Source organism: Comamonas sp. C24C, assembly GCF_053345995.1.
The window spans coordinates 787,532-803,664 of record NZ_JBKFBC010000001.1; the positions used below are offsets into that span (position 1 = coordinate 787,532).

General features: G+C 63.4%; 14 protein-coding genes. 11 read left to right on the plus strand and 3 right to left on the minus strand.

Translation table 11 applies throughout. The annotated features are described in order from the left end of the window. Positions 1-127 precede the first annotated feature (127 nt). Entirely contained in the window at positions 128-1,021 is an 894-nt protein-coding gene (pdxY, locus tag ACLBXN_RS03600; RefSeq protein ID WP_447611159.1) for a pyridoxal kinase PdxY, read from the minus strand. A 162-nt stretch (positions 1,022-1,183) separates the two neighbouring features. Next, positions 1,184-1,642: a RidA family protein gene (locus ACLBXN_RS03605; RefSeq protein WP_003064600.1), complete on the minus strand. Its 459-nt coding sequence runs from the start codon at positions 1,640-1,642 to the stop codon at positions 1,184-1,186. 210 nt (positions 1,643-1,852) lie between these two features. Between ACLBXN_RS03605 and ACLBXN_RS03610 the strand changes: the two genes are divergently transcribed. From ACLBXN_RS03610 to ACLBXN_RS03625, 4 genes are all read left to right on the plus strand, one after another. Beyond that, positions 1,853-4,342 carry a DNA internalization-related competence protein ComEC/Rec2 gene (locus ACLBXN_RS03610; RefSeq protein ID WP_447611160.1) on the plus strand — a complete coding sequence of 830 codons (2,490 nt, stop codon included), beginning with the start codon at positions 1,853-1,855 and terminating at the stop codon, positions 4,340-4,342. A 162-nt stretch (positions 4,343-4,504) separates the two neighbouring features. Further along, a complete protein-coding gene (locus tag ACLBXN_RS03615) occupies positions 4,505-5,965 on the plus strand; it encodes a circularly permuted type 2 ATP-grasp protein (RefSeq protein ID WP_447611161.1) in 1,461 nt (486 codons plus the stop codon). Beyond that, a complete protein-coding gene (locus ACLBXN_RS03620) occupies positions 5,965-6,111 on the plus strand; it encodes an alpha-E domain-containing protein (protein WP_447611162.1) in 147 nt (48 codons plus the stop codon). Before ACLBXN_RS03615 ends, ACLBXN_RS03620 begins: the two co-directional genes overlap by 1 nt. Beyond that, a complete protein-coding gene (locus ACLBXN_RS03625; RefSeq protein ID WP_003057653.1) occupies positions 6,105-7,061 on the plus strand; it encodes an alpha-E domain-containing protein in 957 nt (318 codons plus the stop codon). Before ACLBXN_RS03620 ends, ACLBXN_RS03625 begins: the two co-directional genes overlap by 7 nt. A 65-nt stretch (positions 7,062-7,126) precedes the next feature. Here the strand turns inward: ACLBXN_RS03625 and bfr are convergent, their stop codons facing one another. Then, positions 7,127-7,603: a bacterioferritin gene (bfr, locus tag ACLBXN_RS03630; protein ID WP_167005391.1), complete on the minus strand. Its 477-nt coding sequence runs from the start codon at positions 7,601-7,603 to the stop codon at positions 7,127-7,129. Between the two features lie 381 nt (positions 7,604-7,984). Here bfr and ahpC point away from each other — a divergent pair, with 381 nt between their 5' ends. The 7 genes from ahpC to ACLBXN_RS03665 all read left to right on the plus strand — a co-directional run. After that, positions 7,985-8,560 carry an alkyl hydroperoxide reductase subunit C gene (gene ahpC / locus ACLBXN_RS03635; protein ID WP_003057651.1) on the plus strand — a complete coding sequence of 192 codons (576 nt, stop codon included), beginning with the start codon at positions 7,985-7,987 and terminating at the stop codon, positions 8,558-8,560. Positions 8,561-8,735: 175 nt separating this feature from the next. Continuing rightward, positions 8,736-10,292: an alkyl hydroperoxide reductase subunit F gene (gene ahpF, locus ACLBXN_RS03640; RefSeq protein ID WP_407715387.1), complete on the plus strand. Its 1,557-nt coding sequence runs from the start codon at positions 8,736-8,738 to the stop codon at positions 10,290-10,292. A 393-nt stretch (positions 10,293-10,685) separates the two neighbouring features. Next, positions 10,686-12,938: a TonB-dependent hemoglobin/transferrin/lactoferrin family receptor gene (locus ACLBXN_RS03645; RefSeq protein ID WP_447611163.1), complete on the plus strand. Its 2,253-nt coding sequence runs from the start codon at positions 10,686-10,688 to the stop codon at positions 12,936-12,938. A 71-nt stretch (positions 12,939-13,009) separates the two neighbouring features. Next, positions 13,010-13,405 (plus strand): hypothetical protein, encoded by a 396-nt coding sequence (locus tag ACLBXN_RS03650; protein ID WP_211457451.1) that lies wholly within the window; start codon positions 13,010-13,012, stop codon positions 13,403-13,405. Further along, positions 13,402-14,514 carry a hemin-degrading factor gene (locus tag ACLBXN_RS03655; RefSeq protein WP_343676487.1) on the plus strand — a complete coding sequence of 371 codons (1,113 nt, stop codon included), beginning with the start codon at positions 13,402-13,404 and terminating at the stop codon, positions 14,512-14,514. Before ACLBXN_RS03650 ends, ACLBXN_RS03655 begins: the two co-directional genes overlap by 4 nt. Next, entirely contained in the window at positions 14,511-15,401 is an 891-nt protein-coding gene (locus tag ACLBXN_RS03660; RefSeq protein WP_447611164.1) for a heme/hemin ABC transporter substrate-binding protein, read from the plus strand. Before ACLBXN_RS03655 ends, ACLBXN_RS03660 begins: the two co-directional genes overlap by 4 nt. Beyond that, positions 15,401-16,133 (plus strand): FecCD family ABC transporter permease (locus ACLBXN_RS03665; protein ID WP_447611165.1); only part of this gene is annotated, 733 nt, incomplete at its 3' end. The genes ACLBXN_RS03660 and ACLBXN_RS03665, both read left to right, overlap by 1 nt.

Genomic DNA, 16,133 nt, shown 5'->3' on the forward strand with positions numbered 1-16,133 from the left:
CAGTCCAAAAGCCGTGCATTGCACGGCTTTTTCTTTGAGGCAACGGATGCTGCCATGCACCTCGTATGCACCTCGTCAGTGCGAGTTCGATGACAAGGGACCAATCTGGTGCGTTGCCTGATGCGGTTTATGCCGTCATCAGTCTGGCTTCGAACATCTGGGAGGGCTGATTGATCTGCTCGCGGCTGGCGACCAGGGGCAGGTCGCGCTGCCCCGACTCGGTGCGGGAGACCAGTGCATACAGGGTGCTCACGGCCCTGGACACGGCATCGGGCACGGCGCGCCCTTGAATCAGATGGCCCAGCAGCACGGCCGAGAACACATCGCCCATGCCGTTGGGCAGGGGGTGCAGGTCGATATAGGGCGTCTGTACCAGCCAGGACTTGTCGGCCGTCACGGCCAGTGTGGCCAGCTGGTCGGATGGCAGATCGTCGGTGCGCAGGCTGGTGATGACGATCAGGGCCGACGGGCTGTGATGCAGCTGCGTGAGCATGGAGCGGGCCGCCTGGGTGGCCGCCTCCACGCTGCTCAGGGGCTGGCCGCCGCACAGCAGCTCGAACTCGTAGTGGTTGGGCGTGATGACGCTGGCCTGGGACAGTGCGCGCTTGCGCAGAAAGTCCGGGATGCCGGGACGCACGAACACGCCGCGCCCCACATCGCCCATGACCGGGTCGCATAGGTAGTGGGCCCCGGGCTGGGCGGCGCGCACTTCCTGCACGGCGGCCAGAATGGCTTCGCCCACGCCGGCATCGCCCAGATAGCCCGAGAGCACGGCCGTGCAGCGCGCCAGCACGCCGCGGGCGCGCAGGCCGTCCAGCACATCCTGTACATGGGCGGGCGTGAAGACCTGGCCCTTGAACTCGCCATAGCCGGTATGGTTGGAGAACTGCACCGTATGCACGGCCACGGGTTCTATGCCCAGCAGCTGCAGCGGCAGCATGGCGGCGTCGTTGCCCACATGGCCGTAGGCGACATGGGATTGAATGCTGAGAACCAGTGGAGGTGCCTGCGTGCTGGGCATGGGGCTCTTTCGTGAGTGATCGAGATGCTTGCGGCAAGCATCGCACTGCAAAGATAAAGTGAGCTGCTTACGCTTACCAGTCAATCAATTCAGACTTTTTTGTATCTGAAATCTATGAATGACAAGCGGTATTAGCTCACTTTATGTGAGTGAGCAGGAGTCTTAGCCCAGCTCGGCCATCAGCTCGATTTCCACGCAGCAGCCCAGGGGAATCTGGGCCACGCCGAAGGCGCTGCGGGCGTGCTTGCCGGCTTCGCCGAAGACTTCGCCCAGCAGTTCGCTGCAGCCATTGGTGACCAGATGCTGCTCGGTGTAGCTGGTGCTGGAGTTGACCAGGCTCATGACCTTGACGATGCGCTTGACGCGATTCAGATCGCCGCCGCAGGCATGCTGCAGCGTGCCCATCAGATCCACGGCCACGGCGCGGGCCGCCTGCTTGCCTTCTTCGGTCGTCATGTTCTCGCCCAGCTTGCCAACCCAGGGCTGGCCGTTCTGCTTGGCTATATGGCCGCTGAGGAACACCAGATTGCCGGTCTGCATATAGGGCAGGTAGGCGGCCGCAGGCATTGCCACTTCGGGCAGGGTGATGTTCAGTGCTTTGAGTTTTTCGTAGACGCTCATGACGGGCTCCAAAAAGTGCGGGGGCTAAAGGGGGACAAGTTTGACACAGCAGCGCGACCGGGCCGTCATTGTCCTGGCACGGCTGCCATGGCGTTTGAATTGATAGCTGCTCGCGCAACGAGAGTCGGCATCCGCTGCGGTTTTGGGCCCGCAAGCAGGGCAGGGATAGTCGCAATGCTGGTGGCAGGCCCTCGCTCCTAGCATGGCAGCATGCCGCTCCAGCAGACTTCCGCCTCTTTGCGTCGCCGCCTGTCCTGGCTGGCGCCGCTGTGGGGCTGCGTGCTGGGCGCTGCCTGGCAGGTGACTCAGGCCGGACTCTGGCATCTGGCGCTCTACCAGCTCCTGCTGGCCTTGGGGTTGCTGATGCTGCTGCTGGCTTGCAGATGGCGCGGCCGGCCGAGGCTGGGTTGGTGGCTGCTGCTGGCGGGCGCGGCCTGCGGTGTGGCGGGGCTGACGGGCTGGCGCGCCCATGCCTATCTGCAGCAGACCCTGCCCCCGGCGCTGGAGGCTGTGGATTTGCAGGTGGAGGGCCGTATTGCCTCGATGCTGCAGAACCAGGCCAACGGCCAGCGCTGGCGCTTTGTGGTGGAGCGCGCGGATGCCGGCGTGCCGCAAGTGCTGGAGCTGTCCTGGTACGGCCCGTTCGGGCAACTGGCGGATGCCGGCCAGCCTCTGGTTCCTGCCTGGGCCCAGGGCGTGGCGCTGAGCCCCGGTCAGCGCTGGCGCCTGACGGTGCGCATCAAGCGCCCGCACGGCTCGCGCAATCCGCATGGCTTTGACTATGAACTGCTGGCCTGGGAGCAGGGCGTGCAGGCCACGGGCTATGTGCGCGACCGGCCCGCGCCCGAGCTACTGGCCGTGACGACCCGGCATCCCTTGCAGCGCTGGCGGCAGTGGCTGCGCGATCGCATCCAGGACGAGATGGGGCGACTGCAGCGCTGGCTGCCCGGCGGCGATGCGGTGCGTGCCCAGGCCGCACTGGGCGTGGTGGCTGCGCTGGCCGTGGGCGATCAGCAGGCGATCGAGCGCAAGGACTGGACGCTGTTTCGCCAGACGGGCGTGGCGCATCTGATGAGCATCTCGGGCCTGCACATAACCATGTTTGCCTGGCTGGCCGCCTTGCTGGTGGGCCGCTTGTGGAGGCTCAGTGCCAGCGCATGCCGCTGGGTACCGGCTCCGCGCGCGGCCCTGGCCGTGGGCGTGGTGCTGGCGGCCGCCTATGCCTTGTTCAGCGGCTGGGGCCTGCCCGCTCAGCGCACGATCTGCATGCTGGCCGTGGTGGCGCTGCTGCAGTGGCAGGGCGTGCGCTGGCCCTGGGCCTGTGTCTGGCTGCTGGCGCTGGCAGTGATTGTCGTGGCCGACCCGTGGGCGCTGTGGCAGGCCGGGTTCTGGCTCAGTTTTGTCGCGGTCGGCGTATTGCTGGCTTCGGGCTCGGGCGCTGTCGGCGCGAAGGGCAAAAGCGCTGCGGGCCGATGGGTGGCAAAGCTGCATGCCCTGTGGCGTGAGCAATGGCTGATCTCCCTGGCCCTGGCACCACTGGGGCTGCTGCTGTTCGGTCAGGTGTCCGTCGTGGGCCTGCTGGCCAATCTGCTGGCCATTCCCTGGGTGACCCTGGTGGTCACGCCGCTGGCCTTGCTGGCTGCCGTGCTGCCGATGGCGGCAAGCGCTGCCGCTGTCGCCATGCTGCCCTTGATGCAGCTGTTGCAGTGGCTGGCCCAGCTGCCCGGGGCGGTGTGGGTTCTGCCGCAGCCCGCCTGGTGGGCCAGTGTGCTGGCGATAGCTGCCGGACTGCTGGTGATCGCGCCTTTGCCGGGGCGGCTGCGGCTGGTGGCCGCGCTGTTCGCGCTGCCTGCCTTGTTCTGGCCTCAGGCACGGCCGCGTGTCGGCGAGTTCGAGCTGCTGGCGGTAGATATCGGCCAGGGAAATGCCGTCATCGTCAGTACCGCCAGCCATCGTCTGCTCTATGACGCAGGGCCGCAGTATGGCCGCCACAGCGATGCCGGCGAGCGTGTGCTTTTGCCCTTGCTGGCCGCGCAGGGCATGCAGCTGGATGCCATGATGCTCAGCCACAGCGACAAGGATCACACCGGCGGAGCCCTGGCCGTGAAGGCGGCTCAGCCAACTGCCAGAGTCTGGGGTTCGGACTCGGTGATTCAGGACCCGCAACTGGCAGGCCTGGCTCCGGTGCAGCGCTGCACCCAGGGGCAGCACTGGCAATGGGATGGCGTGACGTTCGAAGTGCTGCACCCGCCAGCAGGAGATGCCTGGCTCGATGGCCGCAAGGCCAAGCCCAATTTCGGCAGCTGCGTGCTGCGCCTGCGCTCGGCCAGTGGCCGGGTGGCCCTGCTGGCCGGCGACATCGAGGCTGCGCAGGAGCGGCAACTGCTGCAAACCAGCCTGGGCGAGCCCGTGGACTGGCTGCTGGTGCCGCACCATGGCAGCAAGACTTCATCGACCGAGCCCTGGGTCGGCACGCTGCGCCCGCGCTGGGCAGTGGCGCAGGTGGGCTATCTGAATCGCTTCGGACATCCGGTGACAGTCGTGGTGCAGCGCTATCGGGCGGTGGGCAGCCAACTGGTGGCACAGGATCGCTGCGGCGCTGCCTACTGGAGCTCAGCCCTGCCGGAAAAATTGGAATGCGAGCGCCTGATTCGGGCGCATTATTGGGATGTTCATGCCGTCTCCAAGGGTCCGCCCTGAGAAACTGGCATGGGGCTTGCATTGATGCTGTACCGCCTTTCAGGCGGAAGGCAGACATGCAAGGTTGCTCGCGCGTTGTCAGGCTGCTTGCCTGGCGCCGCGTCGCTAAACTGAAACCCGCGGCTTGCATGCGTGAGTCGCGGCAGAAATAGGGAGGACAGGATGCGCACATTCGATGAGATGTATCTGAACTCGCCCGCCGAAGGTGCAGCGGTGCGAGACCACTATCGGGACTATGCGCAGTGGCTGGGCAAGCAATCGCAGGACTATCTGCGTGCCCGCAGTGCCGAGGCGGAAATCGTGTTTCGCCGCGTGGGCATCACCTTTGCCGTCTATGGCGACAAGGACGAGAGTGGTGCCGGTACGGAGCGTTTGATTCCGTTCGATCTGATCCCGCGCATCATTCCGGCCCATGAGTGGACCAGCATGCAGGCCGGTCTGGCCCAGCGCGTGAAGGCGCTCAACTGCTTCATCCGCGATGCCTACCACGGCCAGGACATGGTGCGCGCCGGCCTGATTCCGACGGAACTGGTGCGCGGCAACAGCCAGTACCGGCCCGAGATGGAAGGCATACAGGTGCCCAACGATGTCTATGCCAATATTGCCGGCATCGACATCGTGCGCGCCCCCGATGAGCAGGGCAACGGCATCTACTACGTGCTCGAAGACAATCTGCGCGTGCCATCTGGCGTTTCCTACATGCTGGAGAACCGCCGCATGACCATGCGCCTGTTCCCCGAGCTGTTCGGCAAGCATGCCGTGGCGCCCGTGGCCCACTACCCCGACATGCTGCTCGACACCCTGCGAGCCAGTGCGCCTTCGGGCGTGCTGGAGCCGACGGTGGTGGTGCTGACGCCTGGGATGTACAACAGCGCCTATTTCGAGCATGCCTTCCTGGCCCAGCAGATGGGGGTGGAGCTGGTCGAAGGGCAGGATCTGGTGGTCGAAAAAGACGTGGTCTATATGCGCACCACCCAGGGTCTGCAGCGTGTGGACGTGATCTACCGCCGCGTGGACGACGATTTTCTCGACCCGGAAGTCTTCAGGCCCACATCGACGCTGGGCTGCAAGGGCCTGATGCGCGCCTACCGCGCAGGCAACGTCAATATCTGCAATGCCGTGGGCACGGGCCTGGCCGATGACAAATCGGTGTACCCCTATGTGCCGGAGATGATCCGCTTCTATCTGGGAGAGGAGCCCATTTTGCAGAACGTCCCGACCTGGCTGTGCCGCAAGGAGGACGACCTCAAATACGTGCTCGACCATCTGCATGAGCTGGTGGTCAAGGAGGTGCATGGCGCCGGCGGCTACGGCATGCTGATCGGCCCGGCAGCCACCACGGCCGAGATCGAAGCCTTCCGCCGGATGCTGGTCGGCAACCCCTCCGGCTATATCGCGCAGCCCACGCTCTCCCTGTCGACCTGCCCGACCATGGTGGAAAAAGGCATAGCTCCGCGTCACATCGACCTGCGGCCCTTCGTGCTCACGGGCACCGAAGTCAATATGGTGGCCGGTGGACTGACGCGCGTGGCGCTCAAGCAGGGATCGCTGGTGGTGAATTCATCCCAGGGCGGGGGAACCAAGGACACCTGGGTGCTGGAAGATCAAGAGGGAGGCCATTGATGCTGTCACGTACCGTCGATCATCTTTACTGGACGTCCCGCTGCACCGAGCGGGCAGAAAAAAAGGCTGCAAGCATTTTTTCAACAGAATACGGCGCGCGCGTCCGGCGCGTGCGGGGTTCTCTGCCCAAGGAGGGCCTATGCTGAGCCGTACCGCCGATCATCTTTACTGGATGTCCCGCTACACCGAGCGGGCAGAGAACACCGCGCGCATGCTCAGCGTGGCCTATGAAACCGCCATGCTGCCGCAGGCCATCCATGATGCGCACCGTGGCTGGCAGAGCGTGTTGTCCATCAGCGAGCTGATCCCGGCCTTCAAGGCGCAGTTTCCGGTGGTGGACCGCGAGTCGGTGCTGCAGTTCATGGTTTCGGACGAGGCCAATCCGTCCTCCATCTTTGCCTGTCTGAAGGCTGCGCGCGAGAACGCACGTGCCGTGCGCGGCGCGCTGACCACGGAGTCCTGGGAAACGCAGAATCAGACCTGGCTGGCACTGCAGCGCCACTTCGGCAAGGATGCCTGGAAGAAGGATCCGGCACAGTTCTTCGAATGGGTCAAATACCGCTCGCACCTGTGGCGCGGTGTGTCGCTGGGCACCATGCTCAAGGACGAGGCGCTGCACTTTGTGCGCCTGGGCACTTTTGTCGAGCGGGCCGACAACACGGCGCGCTTGCTGGATGTGAAGTTCCATTCCATAGAGCGCGACTACCATGGGATGCCGCGCGGTCGCGCCCTGATGAACTTCGACTTCTATCACTGGAGCGCGCTGCTGCGCAGCGTCTCGGCCTTCGAGGTCTACCGCAAGGTCTACCGCGATGTGATCACGCCCGAACGCGTGGCAGAGCTGCTGATGCTGCGCGCCGACATGCCGCGCTCGCTGCTGGCCAGCATGCATGAGGTGGTCAAGAACCTGGAGCGGGTGGCCAACGACCATTCGCAGGAAACCACGCGCAAGGCCGGGCGCCTGCTGGCCGATCTGCAGTACGGCCGCATCGACGAGATCCTGACCACCGGTCTGCACGCCTATCTGACGCAGTTCCTCGACCGTGTCAACGATCTGGGCTCGGGCATCAGCCGGGACTTCCTGATGCCGACCTGATACAGACGGCGCTCAAAACAAAAGCGGCCCTGAGGCCGCTTTTGTTTATCGACGCGAAGCCGAACTTACTCGATCTCGCCCATCAGCGACTGCAGATAGTTCTGCGTGCCGACCTTGTCGATCAGGTCGAGCTGGGTTTCGAGGAAATCGATGTGCTCTTCGGTGTCGTCCAGGATCTTCTGCAGCAGATCGCGCGAAACATAGTCGCGCACGGATTCACAATGCGCGATGCCGTCCTTGATGGTTTGCTGCGCGGCTTGCTCCAGGCGCAGGTCGCAGGCCAGGGCTTCCGGCACGTCCTCGCCGATCTGCAGCTTGCCCAGATCCTGCAGATTGGGCAGGCCGTCGAGCATGAAGATACGGTCCATCAGCCAGTCGGCATGCTTCATCTCGCCGATGGATTCCTCGTATTCCTTCTTGGCCAGCTTGTCGAAGCCCCAGTGCTTGTACATGCGGTAATGCAGAAAGTACTGGTTGATGGCGGTCAGTTCGTTCTTGAGCTGGGCTTGCAGCCAGGAAATGACTTGTGCATCACCTTTCATGGGGGACTCCTTCTCGGGCAGTTGTTGTTCGCGTCGATTGTCCATGCTTTATGAGGCAAATCAAACAAAGCCCATGTCCGCGCGAATTGGCTGCATCTGATGCGCGTTCTCGTTTAGTTTTGGGGAGGCGCTGCCCGGCTTTGACGCAGTGATGACAACAAAAGCTATGAGCGTGATTGAAGGACTATTGGCTTGAACCACCTGGTTTCAGCCCACAATAGAAAGCTGGGCTGCACAGCAGTGCAGCTTGACTTCAGAAGCCGGGAATCTGGTTTGATAGCTTTTGCAAATCAATTTGATGGAATCAATCGATTGGTTTTATTAAGCGGGTCGCTCTAAACTTCATCCTGTCTTCAAACACTAACCACAAGGAAACAGCAAATGTCTCTGATCAACACTCAAGTTCAACCTTTCAAGACCGAAGCCTATGTGAACCGCAACGGCAAGGGTGAATTCATCACCGTGACTGAAGAGAGCCTGAAGGGCAAGTGGTCTGTGGTGATCTTCATGCCCGCCGCCTTCACCTTCAACTGCCCCACCGAAATCGAAGACGCTGCCAACAACTACGCCGAGTTCCAGAAGGCCGGTGCCGAGGTCTACATCGTGACCACCGACACCCACTTCTCGCACAAGGTGTGGCACGAAACTTCCGACGCTGTGGGCAAGGCCAAGTTCCCCCTGGTTGGCGACCCCACACACCAGCTGACCAATGCTTTCGGCGTGCACATCCCCGAAGAAGGCCTGGCTCTGCGCGGTACCTTCGTGATCAACCCCGAAGGCGTGATCAAGACCATGGAAGTGCATTCCAACGAAATCGCTCGTGACGTGTCCGAAACCCTGCGCAAGCTGAAGGCAGCCCAGTTCACCGCCGCCAACCCCGGCCAGGTGTGCCCCGCCAAGTGGAAGGAAGGCGCCAGCACGATCACTCCTTCGCTGGATCTGGTCGGCAAGATCTAAGCCTGATACCTATCGGCTGAGCGTGCAAGCGCTCTGAAAGCCGGACGACGTTCAGGCGCGTTCTGCCCGTCCGTCCGGCTTTTTTTCGCCCAGTTTTTGCTTTCATGGGCGGGCAAAGGCCTCAAAAGCACTTTGCTGCATTGCATCAACAACTCTAAATTCAAAGGAATCCACCATGCTTGACGATCAACTCAAAGCCCAACTCGCCGCCTACCTGGAACGCGTGCAGCAGCCGTTTGAGCTGGTGGCTTCTCTGGATGACAGCGAGACCAGTGCACAGATGCACGATCTGCTGAAAACCATCCAGTCCCTGCGCAGCGACAAGATTTCCCTGCGCACCGACGGCAGCGACGCCCGCAAGCCGTCGTTCACGCTGCAGCGTCAGGGCACGGCTACCCAGCTGCGCTTTGCTGGTCTGCCTCTGGGCCATGAATTCACCTCGCTGGTGCTGGCCCTGCTGTGGACGGGCGGCCACCCTCCCAAGGTGGAGCAGGACGTGATCGACCAGATCAAGGCGCTCGATGGCGACTTCAACTTCGAGGTCTACATGAGCCTGAGCTGCCACAACTGCCCCGATGTGGTTCAGGCACTGTCGCTGATGGCGATTCTCAACCCCAAGGTCAAGACCACGGTGATCGAGGGCGGCGCCTTCCAGAAGGAAGTGACCGAGCGCGAAATCATGGCCGTGCCCATGGTGTTCATGAACGGCAGCGTGTTCGGCTCCGGCCGCATGAGCATCGAGGAAATCGTGGCCAAGCTGGACACCGGTGCCGCCTCGCGTGACGCCGCCAAGCTGTCGGCCAAGGAAGCCTTTGACGTGCTGATCATCGGCGGCGGCCCTGCCGGCGCGGCAGCCGCCGTGTACGCGGCTCGCAAGGGCATTCGTACCGGCGTGGCGGCCGAGCGCTTCGGCGGTCAGGTCAACGACACGCTGGCGATTGAGAACTACATCTCCGTGCTGGAGACCGACGGCCCCAAGTTCGCTGCGGCCCTGGAAGCCCACACCCGTGCCTATGACGTGGACATCATGAACCTGCAGCGCGCCGAGAAGCTGATTCCCGCAGCGCAGCCCGGCGGTCTGGTGGAAGTGCAACTGGCCAATGGCGGCTCGCTCAAGGCCAAGACCGTGATTCTGTCCACCGGTGCGCGCTGGCGCAATGTGAATGTGCCCGGAGAAGCCGAGTACAAGAACAAGGGCGTGGCCTACTGCCCGCACTGCGACGGTCCGCTGTTCAAGGGCAAGCGCGTGTCGGTGATCGGCGGTGGCAACTCCGGCATCGAAGCTGCGATTGACCTGGCGGGTCTGGTGGCCCATGTGACGGTGGTGGAGTTCGCCGATCAGCTCAAGGCCGATGCCGTGCTGGTCAAGAAGCTGCACAGCCTGCCCAATGTGACGGTGATCACCAATGCCCAGACCACCGAGATCACCGGTGCCAACGGCAAGGTCAACGGCCTGAGCTACAAGGACAGGGCAACGGGCACTGAGCACCATGTGGAGCTGGAAGGCGTGTTTGTGCAGATCGGCCTGGTGCCGAACACCGAATGGCTCAAGGGCTCGGTGGAGTTGAGCAAGTTCGGCGAAATCATTGTGGATGCCAAGGGACAGACCAATCTGCCCGGGGTGTTTGCAGCCGGCGATTGCACCACGGTGCCTTACAAGCAGATCGTCATTGCCGCCGGTGCCGGTGCCACCGCAGCCCTGTCGGCCTTTGATCATCTGATTCGCAACTAAACGGTCTTCATCGCTTGCAGGGAAAGCGATGATGGCTATCAAAAAAGGACTGCCTAGGCAGTCCTTTTTTGCTTTTGAATGGCCGTGAAAAGGGGGGTGTTGACGCCGGGATCGTTAGGGGCTCTGACGATCATGACACCGGGTTTGCCGACACCGACGGCCGGTGAAAACAGACACAGGTGCAAGCCGCAGCCATGCGCCCGGACGCAATTCCCGTTTTGTAACGAAGTTATTTGCAGTTGAGAATTATTCGCATATACTGATCGCCATTCAGCCAGCCAATGCCGTGCCAGCTACAGGCCGCGAAGCCTCTGACGTTTCGACCTGTGGCCATTGACGTACCTATCAGAAGCCAGCTCTTTTCAATTTCTATGAATAAAGAGGGTTTCTGGTATGGCTTCCGCCACCGCTTTGCACGCCCGCGCCTCGCTGGCGCCTAGCTCCAATCTCCGTCCGCTGGCGCTGGCCTGCGCACTGGTCTGCGCCGCCATTACGGCCCAGGCACAGCAGCAATCTTCCGATTCCGTCCAGGTCGCGGCAGCCCGCGCCGACCGCAGCACGCCCGTGCTGCGCGATGTGGTCATCAGTGCCTCGCGCGACGAGCAGGACGCCGACAGCCTGCCCATGACGGTGGACGTCATCGATGCCAAGCAGATGGAAGAGGAGCAGATCAACGATATCCGCGAGCTGGCCAGCAAGCTGCCCAATGTGACCGTGCCGCGCAGTCCGGCGCGTTTCACGCTGGCAAGCGGCTCCACCGGACGTGACCAGAACAGCGGCTTCAATATCCGTGGCCTCGAAGGCAACCGCGTGCTGATGCTGGTCGATGGTGTGCGTCTGCCGCGCAGCTACACCTTCAGCGCCAATGCCTTTGGCCGTGACTACATGGATCTGGGTCTGATACAGCGTGTGGAAATCCTGCGCGGTGCCGTGCCTGCGCTCTATGGCTCGGACGGCATGGGCGGCCTGGTCAATTTCATCACCGTGCAGCCCGACGATCTGCTCAAGGACGGCAAGACCATTGGCGGTCGCGTCTCGGCCAGCTATGACGGCTCTGACAACGGCAAGCGCGTGGGGGCGACGCTGGCGGGCCGTGCCAGCCAGGAATGGAGCTGGCTGCTGTCGGCCGGCATAGGCCGCTCCAGCGCGCTGGAAAACATGGGCAGTAACAACAGCGTGGGTGCTCTGCGCACCACGCCCAACCCCGAAACGGACAAGAGCCATTCTTTGCTGGGCAAGCTGGTCTACACACCATCGGCCGTGCAAAAACATGTGTTCGTCCTGGAGGGCGTGGACAAGCGAGCCGACTACGACCTGCTGTCGGCACGCAGCGCCACGGTGACGGATTCCAAGTCGAATACCTCGATGAAGCGCTGGCGCGCTACCTGGCAGGGGCAGTGGCAGCAGTTGGATACGGCACTGGCCGACGAGCTCAAGCTGATGGCCAGCTATCAAAGCACGAGTTCGCGTGAGTTCGTGACCGAAACCCGCACCCCGCCTTTGGCCTATCGCGAGCGTGATGTGACCTATGACGAGGACGCGCTGCAACTGCACGCCCAGGCTGGCAAGACGCTGCGCTGGAGCAATGGCCTCAGCGGCAAGTTCAGCTATGGCGTCGACTATCTGCGTGGCAAGGTGGTCAACGAGCAGAACGGCATCACGCCACCGGCAGGCGAGAGCTTTCCGCTCAAGCGCTTTCCCGACACCACGGAAACTTCGAGCGCGCTGTTCGCCCAGGCCGAGCTGCACTACGGTGCTTTCAGCCTGACGCCCGGATTGCGGGCCGAGCACTACAGCATCAAGCCCAAGCAGCAGGGCTTTGGCGGCACGGTGGTCAGCAATTCGGACTCTGCCGTCTCCCCCAAGCTGGGCGCCATGTTCCAGATGAACGATGCCTGGTCGGTCTACGGCAACTATGCCGCCGGTTTCCGCGCGCCCAATGCAGGCCAGGTGAATGCCTTCTTCGAGAACCCGCTGGCCTTCTATCGCAGCATTCCCAACCCCGATCTCAAGGCGGAAAAAAGCAATACCTTTGAGCTGGGCCTGCGTGGCCGCATGAATGCGCTGCGACTTGATGCCGCAGTCTTCACGGGCCGCTACAAGGACTTCATCCAGGATCAGGTGCTGGTTTCCGGCAACTATGGTGACCGCAACAATCCGGCCACCTTCCAGTCCGTCAATCTGAATCGCGTGCATATCAGCGGCTTCGAGCTCAAGGCCGACTACGACTGGGGCAAGTTTGCCGGTGGCGACTGGCGCACCAATGCCGCCTATGGCTACACCAAGGGCACGGACAAGAGCACCGACCTGCCCGTGGACACCATCTCGCCGCAGCAACTGGTGCTGGGCGTGCGCTACGACCGCTCGAATGTGGGCGTGCAGTTCAGCGCCTCGCACTGGGCCGGCAAAAAGGCCGGGGATGCCGCAGCCAATGCCTGGCTCAGCCCCAGCGCCACGGTGCTGGATCTGAGCGCTCAATGGCGCATCCGTCCCGGCACCCGCCTGAACGTGGGCGTCTACAACCTGACCGACAAGAAGTACTGGCGCTGGTCCGATGTGCGCAGCCTGACCAACACCACGCAGATTGCCGACGCCTATAGCCAGGCCGGCCGCTATGTGCGTGTGTCCCTGGTTCAGGACTTCTGATTTTGTAGCTGAAAGCGCTTGTTTGGTAAGCGCTTGAGATCTGTTTGACTCAAAAACTGCGGGAGTGTGCCATGTCTGTTTATGAGAACACCGCCAATGCCCAGAGTGCCTCTGGCAGTCGCGATGAGGAATATCTGCTGACCGAGGGCGAAGCCCAGCTGGCCACGGTGCTGGCGTTGATGACCGGTTTCAGCCAGGGCTGCTGTGCGGTGCACCGTGCACCCATGGCCCAGCGCGTGGCGGACCAGTTGGTGCGCATGACCGAAGGCCTGGACGGCAGCGAGCGCTCTGACGACATGCGTCACTTTCTGCAGCGGCTGGGGCAGCGCTGGGCCACCGTGGCCCAGGTGCTGGCCCAGTCCGAGCCTGATTCCGAAGTCGAAGCCCAGGCTTCGGCTCCCCGTTCCGACGACGAGTTTTCCAACCCACAACCACACTGGCATCACAGCCCGGAGACCCTGCAATGAACGCCATCACATCCCCCGAAATCCAGACCATGACCGCAGTGCAGATTCGTGAGCAATTTGCCCAGAAACGCCTGCAAGGCCTGCGCGCCAAGGATGCCGCCGAAGCCCTGCAGCTGAGTGAAGGCGCGGTGATTGCCGCACATGGTGGTGAGCATGAACGCGCGCTGCAGGCGCTGCCGCTGCGCGCCGAATGGCTGGACATCCTCAAGGCCCTGGAGGCCTGCGGCCCGGTGATGGCGCTGACGCGCAACGAATCCACCGTGCATGAAAAAGACGGCATCTACCAGAACCTCTCGGCCCAGGGGCCGGTCGGTCTGGCGCTGAGCCGGGAAATCGATCTGCGCCTGTTCTTCATGCACTGGCATGCCGGCTTTGCCGTGACCGAGGAGTCCGCCAATGGTGGCCGTCCTGCCATGCGCAGCCTGCAGTTCTATGACGCGGCCGGTCGTGCCGTGCACAAGGTGTTTGCACGCGAGGCCACGGACATGGCGGCCTGGAATGCGCTGGTCGAGCGCTTTGCCGAGCCGTCGGCAGGCTATGTGTTCCGCGAGCCTGCGGCCAAGCCCGCGATCAAGGCCGACGCCGAGATCGACGTGCCCGCGCTGACCCAGGCCTGGACCGATATGAAGGACACGCATGAGTTCTTCGAGATGCTGCGCAGGTTCGGTGCCGAGCGCCAGCAGGCCTTCCGTCTGGTGCCCCAGTACTGCGAGCGCCTGAGCACCGACGCGGTGGCACAGTTGCTGGGCGATGCGGCGGTGGATGGCGTCTCCATCATGGTGTTTGTGGGCAGCAGCGGCTGTATCCAGATCCACACCGGCCCTGTGAGCAATATCCAGCCCATGGACGGCAAGGATGGTGTGCGCTGGATCAATGTGCTGGACAAGGGCTTCAACCTGCATCTGCGCACCGATCTGATCGCCAATGTCTGGGTGGTGCAGAAACCCACCAGCGATGGCGTGGTGACTTCGGTAGAGGCCTTTGATGCCGAAGGCAACAACATGGCCATGTTCTTCGGCGAGCGCAAGCCCGGTCAGCCCGAGCTGCAAGGCTGGCGCGATCTGGTGGCCGGCCTGCCGCGCAAGGCGGCAGTGGCGGAGGCTGCATGAGCACGGTCCGCATTTCCCGGCGCCAGGGTCTGCAGTGGCTGGGTGCGACCGTGGCGGGCACGGCCCTGCCGGGGCTGGCGCAGGCCGCCTCTGCAGCTGCCGCACCCGGAGCCAAGCGACTGGTGTCGCTCAGCGGCGCACTGACCGAGGTGGTCTATCTGCTCAATGCCCAGAACCTGCTGGTGGGCACCGACACCACCAGCCTGTTTCCCGAAGCGGCGCAAAAAACCGCCAAGGTCGGCTATGTGCGCCAGCTCTCGGCCGAAGGTCTGCTCTCGCTCAAGCCCGATGCGGTGATCGCAACCAGCGAGGCCGGTCCGCCCGTGGTGCTCGATCAGATCCGCCAGGCAGGCGTGCGTGTATCGCTGGTTGCGGCCAAGCACAACTGGGCCGAAGTGCAGGAAAAGGTCAAGGTCGTGGGCCGCGAAACAGGCCGCATGGCCGAGGCCGACCAACTGCTGGCCCAGCTCGAAGCGCAGTGGAGCAGTGTGCAGGCCCAGGTGGCCAAGGCCCAGCGCAAGCCGCGCGTGCTGTTTGTGCTCTCGCACAGCGGCAGTCCGCAGGTGGCGGGCAAGGGCACGGCAGCCAATGCGCTGATCCAGTACGCGGGCTGCGTCAATGCCATCGACCAGTTCGACGGCTACAAGCCCCTGACTGCCGAAGCCATGGCCAGCGCCGCGCCCGAGGTCATCATCAACACCACGCAGGGTATCGAGGCTCTGGGCGGCGAGGCCGCCTTCTGGAAGCGGCCCGAGCTGGCCCTGACGCCAGCCTTTGCCAAGAAGGCGTTGGTGACGCTGGAGGCCAGCCACCTGCTGGGCTTTGGCCCGCGCCTGCCCAGTGCCGTGCAGGCTTTGCATATGCGCGCACTGCAGTGGGTGGCCTGATGGGCGGGCTGACTGGTGTCATGGGTGCCAAGCCGGTACCGGGTGCGTCCGCGACTCCATCGCGCTGGCGCACGCCGGCCGGGCGGCTCAGCCGCGGTGCCACGCTGCTGCTGGGCCTGGCGCTGGTGCTGCTGGCCATGGTCTGGGGCGCGGCCAGCGGTGCCTATGCGATTGCGCCTGCGCAGTTGCCCGGCATTGCCTGGGACGGAATTCGCAGCCTTTGGGGTGGCGATGTGCAAACCGGGCCCGAACATCTGGTCTTTCTCAATATCCGCCTGCCGCGCCTGCTCATGGGCGTGGCGGCCGGCGCCGGACTGGGGCTGGCCGGCGCGTTGATGCAGGGGTTGTTTCGCAATCCGCTGGCCGACCCCGGGCTGATCGGCGTGAGCAGCGGCGCGGCCCTGGCCGCCGGCATCACCATCGTGCTGGGCGGCATGTATCTGCCCTGGCTGCCGCGTCATCTGGGCAGCTGGGCCCTGGTGGCCATGGCTTTTGGCGGTGGTCTGGCCGTGACCGCCGTGGTCTATGTGCTGGGTCAGGTCCAGGGCACGACCCGCATCGGCCTGATGCTGCTGGCCGGCATTGCCATCAATGCGCTGGCCGGTGCCGGACTGGGCTTTCTGAGTTTTGTGTCCACGGACGAGCAACTGCGCAATCTGCAGATGTGGCTGCTGGGTAGCCTGGGCGCTTCGCGCTGGAGTGCGGTAGCCCTGGTGTCGGCGGCCGTGGCGG